This is a genomic window from Leisingera aquimarina DSM 24565 (assembly GCF_000473165.1).
Classification (GTDB): Bacteria; Pseudomonadota; Alphaproteobacteria; order Rhodobacterales; family Rhodobacteraceae; genus Leisingera; species Leisingera aquimarina.
The window spans coordinates 1,266,949-1,284,538 of record NZ_KI421504.1; the positions used below are offsets into that span (position 1 = coordinate 1,266,949).

Genomic DNA, 17,590 nt, shown 5'->3' on the forward strand with positions numbered 1-17,590 from the left:
CGGACAACGGGCAAACCGGGCAGGACATGACGATGGCACAAGGATCCGGGCGCAAGCCTTTGGTGGCAGAAAAACGCTATTCCGCAGGCGGCAAGGGCAAGCCTTCCGCCGCGAAGAATCCTGCGCGCAAGAAACCTGCACGCAAGGCCAAACCCAAGAAAACCGGTTTGTTCGGCCTGTTTTCCCGCAAGAAGACACGGGCGAAACCGGCCCCGAAGAAGCGCGGCTTCATCGGTCTTTTGCTGGCGCCTTTTGTCTGGGCGTTCCGGCTGCTTTGGGGTTTCAGCTGGCGGGTCGGCATGGTGGTCTGCCTGCTGGTCGGTCTGGCGGTGGCGTTGCAGTATGCCAAGCTGCCCGAGGTCTCGGCCTATCTGGACGGGCGCGCGCGCGGGTCGGTCACCCTGCTGGACCGCAAGGGAGACGTCTTTGCTTGGCGCGGCGATCAGTTTGGCGGGGTCATCCGGGCCGATACAGTTTCGCGGCATCTGAAGAACGCGGTTGTCGCGACTGAGGATAGGCGGTTCTACCGGCATTTCGGCATCTCCCCTCGCGGCGTTGCCAGCGCCATTCGCATCAACCTGCGTGAAGGCCGCGGGCCGCTGTCAGGCCATGGCGGCTCCACCATCACCCAGCAAGCCGCCAAATTGCTGTGCCTGGGCCGGGTCTATGATCCGGACGACTGGAAAAGCGAAAGCGCTTATGAAGCCGACTGCCGCAAAGGGTCGCTGTGGCGCAAGGGGACGGAGGCGATCTTTGCCCTGGCGATGGAGGCCAAGTACACCAAGGATGAGATCCTCTCTATCTATATGAACCGCGCCTATATGGGCGGCGGTGCATACGGTGCCGAGGCCGCGGCGCAACGCTATTTCGGCAAATCCGCCAATCAGCTGAACCCGGCTGAAGGCGCGATGCTGGCGGGGTTGCTGACTGCGCCCTCGACACTGGCGCCTACCAACAACCTGCAACGTTCACAGGACCGGGCGGCCACCGTGCTCCGGCTGATGCAGGAGCAGGGCTATCTGACCACCGCCGAGATGCAGCAGAACCGAAATGCCCCGGCAGTGCTGAGCGAAGCCGCGGCGGCACGGGCAGGGGGGTACTTTGCCGATTGGGTGATGGATTCCATCCCGGACTTCCTGGGCGATCAGACTACCGAGGATGTGGTGATCCGTTCGACCCTGGACCAGCGTTTGCAGGGCGCGGCGGAAGAGGCGCTGAAATATATCTTTGAGAACAAGGTCCGCCCAGGCTCCAAGGCGCAGGCGGCCATTGTGGTGATGAGCGCCGATGGCGCGGTGCGCGCGATGGTGGGCGGTCGCAAGACGCGGGTCTCCGGCGTGTTCAACCGCGCGACCCAGGCCAAACGGCAGACCGGATCGGCCTTTAAACCCTTTGTCTATGCCACCGCACTTGAATTGGGCTACTCGCCATACGACCGGGTGCTGGACGCAAAATACTGCATGAACATTCCCGGCTCCGGCCAGTGGTGCCCCGAGAATTACACCCGGAAGTACTATGGCGAAGTCACCTTGGCGCGCGCGTTGCGGGATTCCCTGAATGTGCCAGCGGTGAAAGTCTCCGAAGCGGTGGGCCGCGACAAGGTCAGCATCGTTGCCAAGGATTTTGGCATCGACAGCGATCTGGCCGCTGGGCCGGCACTGGCGCTGGGTGCATCGGAAAGCACCCTGCTTGAGATGACGGGGGCTTATGCCGGCATCCTCAATGGGGGCTCCTCCGTGACGCCTTATGGGGTGATCGAGCTGAAACTGGTGGACGACAGCGACGCGCTGATGGGTGCCAGCGGCGGCATCGGTGAGCGGGTGATCCGCCCCGAGGCGGCGCAGCAGCTGGTCTGGATGATGGAAAAGGTGATTGCCGGCGGCACCGGCAAGCGGGCGCAGATCCCGGGCTGGCAGGCGGCAGGCAAGTCGGGGACGACGTCTGCGGCCAAGGATGCCTGGTTCATCGGGTTTACCGCGGATTACGTGGCGGGGGTCTGGATGGGCTATGACGACAACACGCCGCTGTCTGGTGTGACCGGCGGCGGCCTGCCGGCCGAGATCTGGCGTGAGACGATGGTGCGGGTGCATGACGGTCTCACCCCCAAACCGCTGCCGATGCTGGAACCCGCGCCGATTGCCCCGCCGCCGCAGCGAACCCGCCGCGAGCGCCGCCGCCAGGGACCGCAACTGGGCAAGGAACTGGGCCGCGCGGTGGACAATATCCTGCGCGACATCCTCGGCAACTGACCGTTTGCGGCAAACGGGGTGCTCCCGCCCGGCGAAGGTCCCCTGACGGGCGGCGTCGCTTGCCGGGTCCGGCGCCGCACCTGGCGGTGCGGCGCACGCCCTGCCCGCCGGGCAGGGTGCCAAGCCCAACAGGAACGCAGCATTCAGAACGCTGCAGTGACGGGCGGGAGCCTCTATGGTTCAATGCAGACGCTGCAACTTCAGCCGCAAAAAAGGCCCCCCGCAGGGAGCCTGTTCTGAAATTCACCCGGGTGTAAGCTCAGATCAGCTCAACCGCTTCAGCTCGGTGATCAGTGCGTCAATGTCGCCTTTGTTGCTGTCCAGGATGGCGCCGATCTCGGTGCGCTCAGTCAGCAGCAGGTTCACACCTTCGATGAACATGTTGAAGAACAGATCCCGGCCCGACCGGTCCGACACCAGAAAGGTTACTTCGAACGGGGACTGGCCTTTGAGGTAGGCTATGGTGCTCACCTCATACCATTTCTTCACCTTCTTGACGCCTTTGACTTCCAGCTTGCCGCCGATGAATTCACGGAAACGTTTGCCGTATTTGCGCGAGATGTAGCCCTGGAACGCCTTGGAAAAGGCCTTCTTCTGGGAGGAAGACGCCCGGCGCCCGTCGACACCCAGCGCATAGGCCGCGATATAGGAAGTGTCGCTGTAGCGCTGGAAGATCCGCTCGAACTCGCGGAACATGGCGTTCTCGCCCTTGCCGGAATCGATCACCCGGTTGATGTCGCCGACCAGGCTGTTGATCAGCGCGCTGGCGCTGTTCTCGGTCAGCGCCCACAGGGCCTGCGGTGCGGCAGTCAGCGCGGCGGCTCCGGCTCCCAGGCCGGTCAGGAATTTGCGGCGGTCCATTATCAGAATCCCTCAGTGTTCAGTTCGAACGGATCAATCTCCTGGATCTCCTCTCCATCGCCCAGCTGGAACCTGCGGTTCTGCAGATAGATCAGGCGCGACTGCGCATAGCTGTCGGCGCTCTCGTAGAGAATCGAGTCGATTGTGTCGGAATAGTTGCCACGATCGCCCATGCGGCGCACGATCTCAGCGTAAATTGTGATATTGTCGGCAGTATTCTGCTCGGCGTAACCCAGCGGGTTGGTGAAGAAATCGACGGCAACCCCGACCGCGTCGCGGCTGGTGGAGGGACCCAGCAAGGGCAGTTCCACATAGGCGCCTTCGCCAACGCCCCAGGTGTGCAGCGTCTCGCCAAAGTCGGTATCGACTGCGGGCACGTTGAATTCGCTGGCCGGATCGGCAAGCCCGGCAAAACCGACGGTGGAGTTGATCACAAACCGCGAAAATGCATTGCCGGCCAGTTTCAGATCGCCCTGCAGCAGCGCATTGACCATCTGGCCGGGCATCGACAGGTTCTCGGCAAAATGCGAGAAACTGGTCACCATCGGCGCCGGCACGATTGCCACATACCCTTTGGAGGCAGGGCGGAAGGCCAGCCGGTCAACGCCGCGGTTGAAGCTGTGAATGGTGCGGTTGGTGCGCTCATAAGGATCAAAGACCTCACCCGAGGCCCGTGCAACCGGATCCTGCGTAGCGCAGCCGGCCGCAAAACCGGCCAAAATCAGCGCAGATACAAATTTCAGCGGTCGCAAATGAAAAGGCATTCGGGTAAGTGTCCACTTAATGCTGGAACAGACGGGTCGGAGGGCAAATAAGGGTTCCTCAGCCTATTTCCAGAGCGATTACATTTATTCACCAGCTTGTGTCTGTTCTGATACAATTTCAGGCACTACCAATGGCCCGGGAACTTCTATTGCAGACTGACCATGAATAAAAGCATTTATAAGAGCGGTTATGACGAGCTCCGGGCGGTGCGGCGGCAGAGCCGGGGGCTGTACTGGTTCACCGGCATCTTCAGCTTTTTTGTGAACCTGCTGATGCTGACCGGGCCTCTGTATATGATGCAGGTCTATGACCGGGTGCTGGGCAGCCGGTCGGAGGCGACGCTGCTGGCGCTGTCGCTGCTGGTGGTGTTCCTCTACGGCATGATGGGGTTTCTGGATTACGCCCGCGGCCGGATCATGGCGCGGGTCGGGGCGCGGCTGCAGGCGGCGCTGGACCACCGGGTGTTCGATGCGATGATCCGGCGCTCGGCGGTGGCGCAGGATCCGGCGGCGCAGACCGGGCTGCAGGATCTGGAATCGGTGCAGCGGCTGATCTCCTCGCCGGTGCTGACCGCCGCCTTCGACTTGCCCTGGACGCCAATCTTTCTGGCCGGCATTGCCCTGTTCCACCCCTGGCTGGGCCTGCTGGCGCTGGCGGGCGGCGCGGTGCTGGTGATGATTGCCGTGCTCAACCAGCTGTTCACCAGGCTGCCGGTGCAAAAGGCCAATATGACCGGCCACAAGGCCAATCTGATGTCCGAGGAGATCCGCAACGAGGCCGAGATGATCCAGTCGATGGGCATGCGCGGCGCTGCTTTCGGGCGCTGGAAGCAAGGCCGCGATGCGGCGCTCACCGACAGTGTGACGGCCAATGACACCGGCGGCGGCTTCACCACGCTGACCAAGACGCTGCGGCTGTTCCTGCAGTCGGCGATGCTGGGCCTGGGCGCCTATCTGGTGCTGCAGGGCGAGGTGACGCCGGGGGCGATGATTGCGGGCTCCATCCTGATGGGCCGCGCCCTGGCGCCGATCGAGCTGGGCCTGGGCCAATGGGCGATGGTGCAGCGGGCGCTGAAGGGCTGGCACAGCCTGGCCGAGCTGCTGGCCAAAGTGCCGGAGGAGGCCGAGCGCACGGCGCTGCCGAAGCCCAAGGCGCTCTTGGATGTGCAGGGCATGGCGGTGGTGCCGCCGGGCAGCAAGACGCCGCTGTTGCGCAACGTGAATTTCCGGGTGCAGCCGGGCCAGGCGATCGGGGTGATCGGGCCGTCCGGTTCCGGCAAATCGACCCTGGCGCGGGCGCTGACCGGGGTCTGGGCGCCGGCCGCGGGCTCGGTGCGGCTGGACGGGGCGGCGCTGGATCAATACGCGCCGGATGTGCTGGGCGGCCATATCGGCTATCTGCCGCAGCGGGTGCAGGTGTTTGACGGCACCATTGCCCAGAACATCGCCCGGCTGCAGCAGCAGCCCGATGCCGAAAAGGTGGTGGATGCCGCCAAAAAGGCCGCCGCCCATGAGATGATCCTGAAACTGCCCGAAGGCTATGACACCAAGGTCACCGCCACCGGCGGGCGGCTGTCGGGCGGCCAGATGCAGCGGGTCGGCCTGGCCCGGGCGCTTTATGCCGATCCGGTGATCGTGATCCTGGACGAGCCGAACTCCAACCTCGACAACGAAGGCTCGGTCGCGCTCAATCAGGCGATCAAGCAGATCAAGGCCGAAGGGCGCTCGGTGCTGATCATGGCGCACAGGCCCGCGGCGATCCAGGAATGCGACATGCTTCTGGTGATCGACAAGGGCACCCAGACCGCCTTTGGCCCCAAGGACAAGGTGCTGCAGGAAATGGTCGCCAACCACCAGAACATCCGCCAGGCCACTGGCACAGGAGGCGTGCGATGAGCGGGCAAAGCAACTGGCCCGCACGGCGGCCGCTGATCATCGGCCTCCTGGCGCTGCTGGTGCTGGTGGGCGGCTTCGGCTCCTGGTCGGTGCTGTCGTCGATTTCCGGCGCGGTGGTGGCGACGGGGCGCATCGAGGTCGACCGCAACCGCCAGATCGTGCAGCATCTGGACGGCGGCATCGTTGCCGAGATCCTGGTTGACGAGGGCGACACGGTGGCCGAAGGCGCCACGCTGATCCGGCTGGATGCCAATGAGCTGACCTCGCAGCTGGTGATCACCGAGGGCCAGCTGTTCGAGCTGATGGCGCGCCGCGGCCGGCTGGAAGCCGAGCGCGACACCGCCGCCGCGATCACCTTTGAGCCGGAGCTGCTGCAGGCGGCTGAAGTGCAGCCGGATGTCAGCGATCTGGTGCAGGGTCAGCGCCGCCTGTTCCAGGCCCGCAAGGACACCACCGCCCGCGAGATCGAGCAGCTGGAGAAGCGCCGCACCCAGATCCAGGAGCAGATCCGCGGCGTCGAGGCGCAGCAGACCTCGATGAATGTGCAGCTTGAGCTGATCGGCGAGGAGCTGGAGAGCCAGCAATCGCTCCTGGACCGCGGGCTGGCGCAGGCGGCGACGGTGCTGAACCTGCGCCGCACCCAGGCCGACCTGCAGGGCCGGCTGGGTGAGCTGGTGGCCTCGGAAGCGCAGTCCGAGGGCCGCATCACCGAGATCGACATCGAGATCCTGAAGCTGGCCACCAGCCAGCGCGAGGAGGCGATCAGCCGGTTGCGCGACCTGCGCTACCAGGAGCTGGAGCTGGCCGAAAACCGCCGCTCGCTGCAGGGCCGCCTGGCGCGGCTGGACATCACCGCGCCGGTTTCCGGCATTGTCTACGGGCTGCAGGTGCAGACGCCGCGCTCGGTGATCCGCCCCGCGGATCCGGTTTTGTACCTGGTGCCGCAGGACCGGCCCCTGGTGATTGCGGCGCAGGTGGCGCCGACCGATATCGACCAGCTGTACACCGGCCAGGAGGTCACTTTGCGGTTCTCGGCGCTGGATCAGCGCTCGACGCCCGAACTCTTTGGCCATGTCACCCAGGTCTCGGCGGATTCCTTTGAGGATCAGGGCAGCGGCATCTCTTATTACCGCGCCGAGATCGAGCTCAACCCCGGCGAGCGCGGCCGCCTGCCTGCGGGCACCGTGCTGATTCCGGGGATGCCGGTGGAAAGCTACATCCGCACCGCCGACCGCTCGCCGCTGGCCTATCTGGTCAAACCGCTCGCGGATTATTTCAACAAGGCCTTCCGCGAAAGCTGACGGCGCTCTGAAACCGGCGCGGTTTCAGACCATGAAAAATCGATTTTTCATGGCCGTTTCCCTGGCCGGGAAACGGCGCCCGGCTCTCAGCAAAACCAAGAGTGCGCAAAGCCGCGCAGGCGCTTGCATTTGCTCTTTCCGAATTCCGCCTGTCCGGGTAGCGTCCCGGCCAGCAAAGACTCGGAAGGAAATCGGCCATGAGCATTGAAGCAAAACTGAAAGAGTTGGGTGTGACCTTGCCCGACGCACCGGCACCGGCGGCAAATTATGTGCCTTATGTCGTTGCAGGCGACATGGTCTATATCTCCGGCCAGATTTCAGCCGATGACAACGGGCTGATCACCGGTAAGCTGGGCGCTGATCTGGACGTCGAGGCCGGCCAGGCCGCAGCCAAGCGCTGTGCAATCGCGCTTCTGGCCCAGCTCAAGGCAGCTTGCGGCGGTGATCTGGACCGGCTGGTGCGCGTCGTCAAGCTGGGCGCATTTGTAAATTCGGCCCCTGATTTCACCGGCCAGCCGATGGTGGTGAATGGCGCCTCCGACTTCCTGGTCGAAGCCCTTGGCGATATCGGCCGCCATGCCCGTTCGGCGGTCGGCTCGGTGTCGCTGCCGCTGGGTGTTTCGGTGGAAATCGATGGCGTTTTCCAGATCAAATGAATCCTGTTCTGCCTGCCGCTATCCTGACTGTCCCGCTGGCCCATCGTGCGCTGCATGATGCCGCGGACGGGCGCCCGGAGAACAGCCGCGCTGCCATCCGGGCAGCGATTGCGGCGGGCTATGGGGTTGAGATCGATTTGCAGCTGTCCAGCGACGGCTGCGCCATGGTCTTTCATGACAATGATCTGGACCGGCTGGCGGAAGCCTCTGGTCCGATCCGCGCCAAGACCTGCAGTGAGTTGCAGGCAATTCCGCTGAAAGGCGGCGACGGGGAAGGCATTCCGGAGCTGTCTGAAGTGCTGGAGGCGGTGGCAGGCCAGGTGCCGCTGCTGATAGAGCTGAAGGATCAAGACGGGGAAATGGGCCTCACCGATGGCGCGCTGGAGCGGGCCACGGCTGAGGCGCTGAAGGGCTACGCCGGCCCTGTGGCTGTGATGTCCTTCAATCCCAATTCGGTTGCTGAGCTGGCACAGCTGGCGCCGGAAATTGCCCGCGGCATCACCACCAGCGCCTATGATCCCGCGGAATGGCCGGAGCTGCCCAAGGCGGTCTGCGACGGCCTGCGCGGCATCCCGGATTTCGCACGCACGGGGGCGAGCTTTATCAGCCACGAGGCCGGCGATCTGCCCCGTCCGCGGGTGCAGGCGCTGCGCAACGACGGGGTGCCGGTGCTGTGCTGGACCGTGACCTCAGCGGTGGAAGAAAGCGCGGCGCGCGTCTTTGCCGATAATGTGACGTTTGAACAGTACCTCTCGCCGCTAACACCTTGATCCCGCAGGCGCAGACCCCACATCTTTGAAGCGGTGCGGAGGAGTTGCATGACCCAGGCGCAAATCGAAATCCGGGTGCTGGCTTCACTGTCGCAGATCGCGGCAGAGGACTGGGATGCCTGCGCCTGCCCGGAAGGGGCGGACGGCAGCCGCCCGCTGGATCCGTTCACCACCCATCGGTTTCTAAGCGCGCTGGAGGACAGCGGCTCGGTCGGGCCGGGCACCGGGTGGCAGCCCCAGTATCTGACCGCCTATCAGGGAGGGCTGCTGATCGCCTGCGCGCCGCTTTATGCCAAGGGACATAGCCAGGGCGAATACATCTTCGATCATAATTGGGCGCATGCTTATGAGCAGGCAGGCGGGCATTATTACCCCAAGCTGCAGGTCGCGGTGCCCTTTACCCCGGCCACGGGGCGGCGGTTCCTGGTGCGTCCTGGCTTCGACGGCATCGGTCATTCGGCGCTGCTGCAGGGGGCGGTCCAACTGGCAGCCGACAACCGCCTGTCCTCGCTGCATGTGACTTTTTGCACCGCTGACGAGGCGCGGATGGGGGCAGAGATGGGGCTGATGCGCCGTTCTACCCAGCAGTTTCACTGGCAAAACGACGGCTATGCTGATTTCGAAGCCTTCATGCGGGCGCTGTCCTCGCGTAAGCGCAAAAACATCCGTAAGGAGCGGATGCAGGCACAGTGCTTTGGCGGCGAGATCCGGGTCTTTCAGGGGGACAGCCTGCAGCCCGAGCATTGGGACGCCTTCTGGGAATTCTATCAGGACACCGGCGCGCGCAAATGGGGCGCGCCTTACCTGACCCGGCAATTCTTCGATACCGTGCATGAAACGATGGCGCAGGACATGGCGCTGATTCTGGCGGAGCGCAACGGGCGCTATGTAGCGGGCGCCTTGAATTTCATAGGCCGCGAAACGCTTTACGGGCGTTATTGGGGCTGTGCCGAGCACCATCCCTGCTTGCATTTCGAACTGTGCTACTATCAGGCGATTGAGCTGGCGATTGCCCTGGGGCTTGACCGGGCTGAGGCCGGCGCGCAGGGTGAACATAAGCTGGCACGCGGCTATCTGCCGTGCGAGACCCACAGCTTGCACTGGATCGGCGATCCCGGCTTTGCCGGGGCCGTCGAACGCTACCTCGAGGCTGAACGGGCCGCCACCGAGGAGGAGATTGAAATCCTGACCGATTACGGCCCGTTCCGCAAAACACATGTGGAGGAGCAAGAATGACGGAAAAACTGTCCGATGCCACCCGCGGCCCGCTGCTGGAGCCGCTGTTTGCCACCGGCTGGGAAATGGTGGAAGGCCGGGATGCCATCACCAAGACCTTCAAGTTCGGCAATTTCGCCGATGCCTTCGGCTGGATGACCCGCGCCGCGATCTGGGCCGAAAAATGGAACCACCACCCCGAGTGGAGCAATGTCTATAACCGGGTGACAGTGGTTCTCTCCACCCATGACGTGGACGGTGTCAGCGCTTTGGACGCAAAGCTGGCGCGCAAGATGGACGGGCTGTTCGGCGAACCGCAGACCTGAACTGACGCTCTGACAGCATGGCTGACCTAATTTTTTACCATTTATTAGGGGTTGGACGGCGGCTGCCTGTGCAGACAGCCGCCGCCAAGGCTGGTTTCAGCCCATAGACTCCAGCAAGCCTTCGCCGGCGGAAAGTTCGCACTGGCCGGGGTTTTCTTCCTTGTTGAGAACTTTCACTTCACCGTCCTCCACCAGCATCGCATAGCGCAGCGAGCGGCCGATCAGACCAGCTGAGGGCACGTCCAGACGCATGCCGATTGCCTCGGTAAGGGAGCATTCTGCGTCCGACAGCATGGTGATCCCGGCCTCGGTCGCACCGGTGTTTTCGCCCCAGATATTCATGACAAACGGATCATTTCCCGCCAGGCAGATGATTTCCTCGACACCCTTGGCGGCAAACTGATCCTTGGTGCGAATGAAGCTGGGCACATGCGCAGAATGGCAGGTGCTGGTAAAGGCGCCGGGAACCGCGAACAGCACGACTTTCCGCCCCTTCAGCTTGTCTGACAGCTGCACCTGCTCGGGGCCGTTGTCTCCGATGAGCGTCAGTGTCGCGTCCGGCAGTTGGTCTCCAACAGAAATCATCGCAGGTTCCTCTTTCTCATGATTGCGTTTTGGAGCCCCGGGTATATAGGGTCCGGTGAAAGCGTGACGGGAACTGCTGAGGGAGGCAAGGGATTATGTCCCACATCGTCGTTATTGGAGCAGGGCAGGCCGGGTCCTCGCTGGTGGCAAAACTGCGTAAGGACGGGTTCGACGGGGAGATTACCCTGATTGGTGCGGAGGACGCACTGCCCTATCAGCGCCCGCCCTTGTCCAAGGCCTATTTGCTGGGCGAGATGGAGCTGGAACGCCTGTTCCTGCGGCCTGAGAGTTTTTATGTCGAGAACAATATCACCTTGAAGCTGGGCCAGCGGGTCACCGGGATCGATCCGGCAGCCAAGACTGTGAGCCTGGGCGAGGAGGTAATCCCGTACGACCAGTTGGCGCTGACCACCGGTTCCGACCCGCGCCGCTTGCCGGCTGCGATCGGCGGCGATCTGGATGGCGTTTATGTGGTGCGCGGATTGACCGACGTGGATGCGATGGCGCCGCATGTGGCCGAGGGCCAGCGTGCGCTGATCGTCGGCGGCGGCTACATCGGGCTGGAAGCAGCCGCGGTCTGTTCCAAGCGCGGCGTGCAAGTGACGCTCGTCGAGATGGCTGACCGTATCCTACAGCGGGTTGCAGCGCCGGAAACCTCGGATTTCTTCCGCAGCCTGCATTCTTCCCGCGGAGTGGACATCCGCGAAGGCGTCGGTCTGGAACGGCTGGAGGGGGAGGACGGCAAGGTGATCCGCGCGGTGCTGAGCGGCGGCGAAGCCATTGATGTGGATTTTGTCGTGGTTGGTGTCGGCATCACCCCGTCATCGCAATTGGCTGAAATGGCGGGGCTTGAGCTGGACAACGGCATCAAGGCAGACGCCAAGGGCCGCACCTCGGATGCCGCGATCTGGTCGGCGGGCGATTGTGCCTCCTTCCCGTTTCAGGGCAAGCGCATCCGCCTGGAAAGCGTGCCGAACGCCATTGATCAGGCCGAAGTGGTGGCGCAGAACATGCTGGGCGCGGACAAGGATTACGTCGCAACGCCCTGGTTCTGGTCCGATCAGTATGACGTCAAATTGCAGATTGCGGGCCTGAATACCGGCTATGACAATGTGGTTACCCGCCAGGGCGAGGGCCAGCAGGTGTCGTTCTGGTACTACAAGGGCGATCAGTTGGTTGCAGTGGACGCGATGAATGACCCGCGCGCCTATATGGTGGGCAAACGCCTGATCGATATGGGTAAGACAGCGGACAAAGCGGTGGTTGCCGACCCCGCTGCCGATCTGAAGCCGATGCTGAAAGCGTGAGGATCATCGCAGGAGACTTCCGTGGCCGTGCCTTGGCCGCGGTGGGCAAGGGCGACGCGGGCGCCCATCTGCGCCCGACCACCGACCGGGTGCGCGAAAGCCTGTTCAACGTGCTGATGCACACCGGCGCCATCCCCGGCGCCCGGGTTCTGGACCTGTTTGCAGGCACCGGCGCGCTGGGGTTGGAGGCGCTGTCGCGCGGTGCGGCGGAGGCGGTTTTCGTGGACGACGGGCGTGTCTCAACCGGTTTGATCCGCAAAAACATCGGCATCTGCCGGGCCGAAGACCGCTGCACCTTGGCCCGTCGCGATGCGCTGAAGCTGGGGCAGAACCCGGAGGCTCCGTTTGATCTGATCTTCCTTGATCCGCCTTATGGCAAAGGGCTGGGGGAAAAGGCTCTGACCGTGGCTGTGGCTGGCGGCTGGGTGGCAGAAGACGCGCTGGTGGTCTGGGAAGAAAACGCGCCTGTCGCCGTGCCGGAAGGGTTCGAGCTGCAGGACAGCCGCAAATACGGCGACACCCATATTGCGCTGATGTGGAAAGCCACCTGAGGCAGCTTGCTGCAAGCCCTTTTAGGGAAGCCGAAAACAATGAGTTCTCCGTGCCGATCCGGCGCAGTTTCACTGTGCGGGCCGCCATCCTTTGGCATGTGACAGCTGCGGACCATCTGCAGGGTTGCCAAGGTTCTTGCCGTTTCCACAGCGAAAACGATCCCCGCGAAACCTCGCAATTATCCCACCCTTGCCCCGATCTTGCCTGATTTCACCCGCAACACTGGGGGCAACACGGATACACGAGGATGGGTGAATATGGACCGACTGACCGAGATGGAGGCCTTTGCCAATGTGGTGGACCAGGGCGGCTTCACCGATGCGGCACGCAAGATGGGGATCTCGAAATCCGCAGTCTCCAAGCATGTTTCGAGCCTGGAAACCCGGCTTGGCGCGCGGCTGTTGAACCGCACCACCCGCCGGGTGTCGCCGACCGAGATCGGGCTGGCCTATTATGACCGCGCCCGCCGGGTGCTGAATGACGCCGGCGAAGCGGATGCGCTGGTCACATCGATGCAATCGGCCCCCTCGGGACTGCTGAGGATTTCGGTCGCCACCGATTTCGGGGTCAATCATCTGTCTCCGGTACTGTCGGATTTCCTGCAGGATTTTCCGGATATCACCGTCAACATGGTGCTGAACAACCGCTATGTGGAGCTGATTTCCGAAGGGTTCGACATGGCGGTTCGGATCGGCGAGCTGGAAGACAGCAGCTTGCGCGCCCGCAAGCTGACCGAGACGTCCAAACGGATGATCGCCTCTCCTGCATATCTGGAGAAATACGGCCGTCCGCAGAAAATCGACGAATTGAATACCCACAAGCTGCTGCATTATTCCAGCCAGTCCAGCGGCAACGTCTGGAAGATCACCGCGCCGTCCGGAGAAAAACGCCAGGTGCGCACATCGGGCTGGCTGTCGGTGAATGACGGGCAATCGCTGCTGAACGCTGCAATCTCCGGTCTCGGCATCGCCTACCTGCCCAGCTATCTGTATTCGGAGGCGCTGGAAGAAGGGCTGGTCGAAGACGTCATGCCCAGCCTGCCGGTGGAAACCCAGGGTATCTATGCGGTCTACCCGCCAGGCAAATTCACCCAGCCCAAAGTGCGGGCTTTCATCGATTTTCTGGTGCAGGCCTTTGCCGACCGCGACCCGTCGGAATGGAAAACCTGAACCGGTTCTACGGAAAACCGGACCAAGACATCCCTCGAAGACCTGCCCCCGCACCATTTGCGGGGGCCTTTTTTAGAGCCGAACACTCTCGAAACACAGCGGGAAGGCTCCCGCCCGCCCCGGATCAATCAACGATTGACCCTGGCCCAACACCGTCAAGAGGTCTTGGCTTAGCCAATGCACCTGCGGGGGCGGGAGTTTTCCGGCGCGCATCTATTGCAGGGCCTCACTCGGCGAGCAGCACCGCTTCCACCCGCCGGTTGGCTTCGCGCCCCTCCGGGGTCAGATTGCTGGCTATCGGGGCCAAAAAACCGGCGCCGGCGACCTTGATCCGCGCCGTATCTGCGCCTTGCCCCTCGACCAAACGGTCCTTCACTGATTGCGCGCGGCGTTTGGAGATACCGATGTTCTGCTGCTGCGAGCCCACCGTGTCAGTATGGCCGACCAGCAGCAGCCGGTACTGCGGGTTGGCGGCGAGATAATCCGCCAGCTCGCGCAAGCTGGCATAGGAGCCGTCCTGCAGCCGGGCGGAGCCGCTTTGAAACACCAGATCCGTCAGAACGGCGTGGCCGCGCACCTCCAGCACTTTGGCCAGTTCCACCGGTCGCACCGTGCCGGGCTTCTCAGCGTCAGGTTTCACCACCACGGGCGCGGCTGTTGCCGTTGCAGCCGATCCAGGTGGATGCACTGTGATCATTTGCATAAAAGCCGCGCCGCCTGCGCGTGACACCAGGAGCGAGACTGCCTCGGTTCCTTTGGCTGCGGACAGGAAGTGATAACTGGAGATATCCACCATCATGTCCGGCGACGGCACCACCTCAATCCCGAAGCGGAAGCCGAAGCCGCCGCAATCGCGCGCCGTACAGTCCAACAGCACCTCATAGCCGGCAGCCTGCAGCTGATCCCGCAAGGGTGCCAGGATTTGCAGCACGGTGCTGTTCCCTCCCACCCGCCAGGTCCGGCGCAGAATCCGCCCTTCGAACCGGCGCGAGGGGACTTTGTCCGCCTCTTCCGGCCCGATCGGCAGCTGGTAGACACCAAGCGCCGTGACCCGTTCCGAAACAGCATCTGCACCAGCTGGCAGGGTGATTTCGGCCGCCGCCGGCAAAGCCGGAAGCAGCATCACCGCGGCTGCCGAAATGAAACGTCTTAGCGGCACTGGCTGTGGTATTCCGGGTTGGGAACCATGGCAGTGGCGCTGGCCACCCGGTTGGACATGTTGAAAAAGCCCGCAACATTGGCAATGTCCCAGATGTCCCGGTCGCTGAAGCCCGCATCGCGCAGACCCTGCCGGTCCGTCTCCCCGATTTCCGCGCTGGCGATGGTCATTTTGGCCGCAAAATCCAGCATTGCGCGCTGACGTGCTTCCAAGGGCGCCACCCGGTAGTTCATCACCAGCATCTCGCCCAGAGCCGGATCGCCCGACAGCTGCCGCACTGCGGCGCCATGCGCCACCAGGCAATAGAAACAGCGGTTAATCGCCGAGACCACCACCGCGATCATCTCCCGCTCCAGCTTGCTGAGGCCGCTGTCCGCCAGCATCAGGTCGTTGTACATGGCAGTAAACGCATTCAGCTTTTCGAGGTCAAAGGCATTGGCCTTGAGCACGTTGGGCACAAAGCCCAGCTTCTCGACGCAGATGTCAAAATACTTCTGTGTCTCCGGAGGCAACGGGTCCACCATCGGCAGATCAAGGGCTGTGGGCGGGGTCTGGTCACGCATCGGTCAATGGCCTTCCTGTAAAATCCGGTAGTGGTACTGTCCGGCGCATTTCATGCCGAGGGAAGCATAAAGCCCGTTGGCGCCCTCGTTACGTTTCGTGCAAAGAACCGCCAGCTCGCCGGCGCCGTTCTCCAGCGCCCAGAATGCCGCCTGGCGCATCATCCAGGCGCCCATGCCGGCCCGGCGCTGATGCGGCAGGATTTCCAGCGCATGGACCATTGCCACCCCGTTGTGAATGGCCACGAACGCCGCGCCTGCCGGTTTGTCCTTGTGACGGGCCAGCAGCCCGGTCTTTGGCCCTGTGACCCGCCGCATCACCGCCAGGCGTTCAGGCCCGATGCCGCCCTGCTCCCAGATCTCGCGCTGAATCGCCAGCGGTTCCCAAACGCAAAAGGCCGTGACGCGGGGCACCGGAATGTCCGTCAACTGCTCGGCCGGGCAAGTCCACAGGTTTACCGGGTCTTTGACCGCATAACCGCGTGCCGCCAACTGCGCGTCCAGATCGGTCTCGCCGTCGCGGATCATGAACAGGCAGTCCTGGCCCATCGCGCGCTTCGCCTCTTCCGCAGCGGCGATCTCCGCATCAGAGGCCGTGCCTTGCACCGTCGCCGCAGACACCCGGCTGCCGCCGCCTTGGCCATCGCGCAAGGTCACAGGCCCCAGGCTGCGGGTGGAGGCAGGCGGCCATGTCGCTTCGGTCACGGCGTAGTAACGGGGATCGGTGGTCACTGCTCCAGCTCCTTTGCCAATTCTGTCATCGCGGCATCAATTCGCGCGCCATCGGTGCCGCGGATCACGATATTGGCGCCAAATGCGCCGTCTTTCTGAAACGGGTAGCAGCCGACTGACAGGTCTTCATAGGCTTCGGCCAGCGTGCGCAGCGGTCCGGCAATCTCGCCCTCGCCGCGCAGCACGCGCAGGGTCTGGGACAGCATCGGCTGGCCGCCGGTCAGGGTCGGCATCACGCTGGCCACCATCGCCTGAAATATCAGCGGCACCCCGGCCATCACATGCACATTGCCAAGAGTGAACCCGGGTGCGGCTGAGACCGGATTGTCGATCAGCGCGGCGCCCGCCGGAATGCGTGCCATACGCAGGCGGGCCTCGTTCAATTCCAACCCTTGAGTGTCGTAATGCGCCTGCAGGATCGCGCGGGCGTCGCCGCGCACGTCCAGATGCGCGTCAAACGCCTTGGCGATGCAATCGGCAGTGATGTCGTCATGGGTCGGCCCGATACCGCCGCTGGTGAAAACATGGCCGTACCCTGCAGCGAGCGCCTGAACCGCGGCAATGACCGCAGCCTCATTATCGCTGACGATGCGTACTTCCTGCAGGTCGATGCCGTGTTTGGCCAGTTCGCCTGCCAGGTAATGCATATTGGCATCGCGGGTGCGGCCCGACAGGATTTCATCCCCGATGACCAGCATGGCAGCTGTCGGATTGGCCATGATCTTCCTCCCTTGATACCTCACCCCGGCAGATATAGGCCTAAGCCCATGCGCTTTGAAACCCCTCTGATCCCCGCCGTGCTGATCCGCCGCTACAAACGCTTTCTTGCCGATTGCCGGCTGGAGGACGGGCGCGAGGTCACCGCCCATTGCGCCAATCCCGGCAGCATGATGGGTCTGGCGGAGTCGGGCATGAAGATCTGGCTGGAGCCGAACGACGACCCCAAGAAAAAACTGAAATACGGCTGGCGCCTGGTCGAACACGCAAACGGGCATTTCACCGGCGTCGATACCTCGGTGCCGAACCGCGCGCTGCGGGCGGCGCTTGAGGCAGGGGAGGTTGCCGGGCTTTCGGCCTATAAATCCGTGCGGCCCGAGGTGAAATACGGCGAGAAAAGCCGCATTGATTTTCTGCTGCAGCAGGACGGGTTGCCTGATTGCTATGTCGAAGTGAAAAGCGTGACGCTGTCGCGGGAACCGGGTCTGGCGGAATTCCCCGACAGCGTCACCGCGCGCGGCACCAAACACCTGTGCGAACTGGCCAATATGGCGGCCCAGGGCCACCGCGCGGTGATGCTGTATCTGGTGCAGCGCACCGACTGCGGCCGGTTTCAGCTGGCCGCAGATATCGACCCGGCCTATGCGGCCGCCTTTGCCAGTGCCCGGGCCGCAGGGGTAGAACGGCTGGTACTGGGCACCAGGATCACGCCGCAGGGGATCGAGGCCGGCGCACCGATAGCCGCTGCACACTAGCAACGCCGGCTTTCTG

Annotated in this window: 18 protein-coding genes; 11 read left to right on the forward strand and 7 right to left on the reverse strand. The window is 63.3% G+C overall.

Annotated elements, in window-relative coordinates; genetic code table 11:
• Positions 1-32 precede the first annotated feature (32 nt).
• Positions 33-2,249: a transglycosylase domain-containing protein gene (locus AQUI_RS0110335; RefSeq protein ID WP_027257454.1), complete on the forward strand. Its 2,217-nt coding sequence runs from the start codon at positions 33-35 to the stop codon at positions 2,247-2,249.
• Positions 2,250-2,513: 264 nt separating this feature from the next.
• Here the strand turns inward: AQUI_RS0110335 and AQUI_RS0110340 are convergent, their stop codons facing one another.
• Together AQUI_RS0110340 and AQUI_RS0110345 are read right to left on the reverse strand one after the other, a co-directional pair.
• Complete coding sequence (locus tag AQUI_RS0110340; RefSeq protein ID WP_027257455.1) at positions 2,514-3,110, reverse strand: MlaC/ttg2D family ABC transporter substrate-binding protein; 597 nt, start codon at positions 3,108-3,110, stop codon at positions 2,514-2,516.
• A 2-nt stretch (positions 3,111-3,112) separates the two neighbouring features.
• Positions 3,113-3,874, reverse strand: a complete 762-nt coding sequence (locus AQUI_RS0110345) for an MlaA family lipoprotein (RefSeq protein ID WP_027257456.1) — start codon at positions 3,872-3,874, stop codon at positions 3,113-3,115.
• 162 nt (positions 3,875-4,036) lie between these two features.
• Between AQUI_RS0110345 and AQUI_RS0110350 the strand changes: the two genes are divergently transcribed.
• The 6 genes from AQUI_RS0110350 to AQUI_RS0110375 all read left to right on the forward strand — a co-directional run bounded on the left by AQUI_RS0110350 (position 4,037) and on the right by AQUI_RS0110375 (position 10,038).
• The gene (locus AQUI_RS0110350) at positions 4,037-5,770 is read left to right on the forward strand and encodes a type I secretion system permease/ATPase (protein ID WP_027256104.1); all 1,734 of its coding nucleotides are present in this window, start codon (positions 4,037-4,039) and stop codon (positions 5,768-5,770) included.
• Positions 5,767-7,071, forward strand: a complete 1,305-nt coding sequence (locus AQUI_RS0110355) for an HlyD family type I secretion periplasmic adaptor subunit (RefSeq protein ID WP_027256103.1) — start codon at positions 5,767-5,769, stop codon at positions 7,069-7,071. Before AQUI_RS0110350 ends, AQUI_RS0110355 begins: the two co-directional genes overlap by 4 nt.
• A gap of 197 nt (positions 7,072-7,268) precedes the next feature.
• Entirely contained in the window at positions 7,269-7,727 is a 459-nt protein-coding gene (locus AQUI_RS0110360) for a RidA family protein (RefSeq protein ID WP_027257457.1), read from the forward strand.
• Complete coding sequence (locus tag AQUI_RS0110365) at positions 7,724-8,497, forward strand: glycerophosphodiester phosphodiesterase family protein (protein WP_027257458.1); 774 nt, start codon at positions 7,724-7,726, stop codon at positions 8,495-8,497. Before AQUI_RS0110360 ends, AQUI_RS0110365 begins: the two co-directional genes overlap by 4 nt.
• Before the next feature lie 48 nt (positions 8,498-8,545).
• Complete coding sequence (locus tag AQUI_RS0110370) at positions 8,546-9,733, forward strand: GNAT family N-acetyltransferase (RefSeq protein ID WP_027257459.1); 1,188 nt, start codon at positions 8,546-8,548, stop codon at positions 9,731-9,733.
• Entirely contained in the window at positions 9,730-10,038 is a 309-nt protein-coding gene (locus AQUI_RS0110375; RefSeq protein WP_027257460.1) for a 4a-hydroxytetrahydrobiopterin dehydratase, read from the forward strand. Before AQUI_RS0110370 ends, AQUI_RS0110375 begins: the two co-directional genes overlap by 4 nt.
• Positions 10,039-10,134: 96 nt before the next feature.
• On the opposite strand, the gene AQUI_RS0110380 is transcribed toward AQUI_RS0110375, so the two are convergent.
• Positions 10,135-10,623: a peroxiredoxin gene (locus AQUI_RS0110380; RefSeq protein WP_027257461.1), complete on the reverse strand. Its 489-nt coding sequence runs from the start codon at positions 10,621-10,623 to the stop codon at positions 10,135-10,137.
• A gap of 95 nt (positions 10,624-10,718) precedes the next feature.
• Between AQUI_RS0110380 and AQUI_RS0110385 the strand changes: the two genes are divergently transcribed.
• The 3 genes from AQUI_RS0110385 to AQUI_RS0110395 all read left to right on the forward strand — a co-directional run bounded on the left by AQUI_RS0110385 (position 10,719) and on the right by AQUI_RS0110395 (position 13,651).
• Positions 10,719-11,930, forward strand: a complete 1,212-nt coding sequence (locus AQUI_RS0110385; protein WP_027257462.1) for an NAD(P)/FAD-dependent oxidoreductase — start codon at positions 10,719-10,721, stop codon at positions 11,928-11,930.
• Entirely contained in the window at positions 11,927-12,481 is a 555-nt protein-coding gene (gene rsmD, locus AQUI_RS0110390) for a 16S rRNA (guanine(966)-N(2))-methyltransferase RsmD (RefSeq protein ID WP_027257463.1), read from the forward strand. The genes AQUI_RS0110385 and rsmD overlap by 4 nt, the downstream gene beginning before the upstream one ends.
• A 258-nt stretch (positions 12,482-12,739) precedes the next feature.
• Entirely contained in the window at positions 12,740-13,651 is a 912-nt protein-coding gene (locus tag AQUI_RS0110395; RefSeq protein ID WP_027257464.1) for a LysR family transcriptional regulator, read from the forward strand.
• A gap of 226 nt (positions 13,652-13,877) precedes the next feature.
• Here the strand turns inward: AQUI_RS0110395 and AQUI_RS0110400 are convergent, their stop codons facing one another.
• The 4 genes from AQUI_RS0110400 to AQUI_RS0110415 are packed head-to-tail and all read right to left on the reverse strand — an operon-like array spanning position 13,878 to position 16,821.
• A complete protein-coding gene (locus AQUI_RS0110400) occupies positions 13,878-14,774 on the reverse strand; it encodes an OmpA family protein (protein WP_035919902.1) in 897 nt (298 codons plus the stop codon).
• A 26-nt stretch (positions 14,775-14,800) separates the two neighbouring features.
• Positions 14,801-15,373, reverse strand: a complete 573-nt coding sequence (locus AQUI_RS27580; RefSeq protein WP_035919904.1) for a peroxidase-related enzyme — start codon at positions 15,371-15,373, stop codon at positions 14,801-14,803.
• Between the two features lie 3 nt (positions 15,374-15,376).
• The gene (locus AQUI_RS0110410; protein WP_027257465.1) at positions 15,377-16,102 is read right to left on the reverse strand and encodes a GNAT family N-acetyltransferase; all 726 of its coding nucleotides are present in this window, start codon (positions 16,100-16,102) and stop codon (positions 15,377-15,379) included.
• On the reverse strand, positions 16,099-16,821 hold the full coding sequence (locus AQUI_RS0110415) for a competence/damage-inducible protein A (RefSeq protein WP_027257466.1): 723 nt from the start codon (positions 16,819-16,821) through the stop codon (positions 16,099-16,101). The genes AQUI_RS0110410 and AQUI_RS0110415 overlap by 4 nt, the downstream gene beginning before the upstream one ends.
• A 48-nt stretch (positions 16,822-16,869) precedes the next feature.
• Here AQUI_RS0110415 and sfsA point away from each other — a divergent pair, with 48 nt between their 5' ends.
• Positions 16,870-17,574: a DNA/RNA nuclease SfsA gene (gene sfsA, locus AQUI_RS0110420; protein ID WP_027257467.1), complete on the forward strand. Its 705-nt coding sequence runs from the start codon at positions 16,870-16,872 to the stop codon at positions 17,572-17,574.
• Positions 17,575-17,590: the final 16 nt, after the last annotated feature.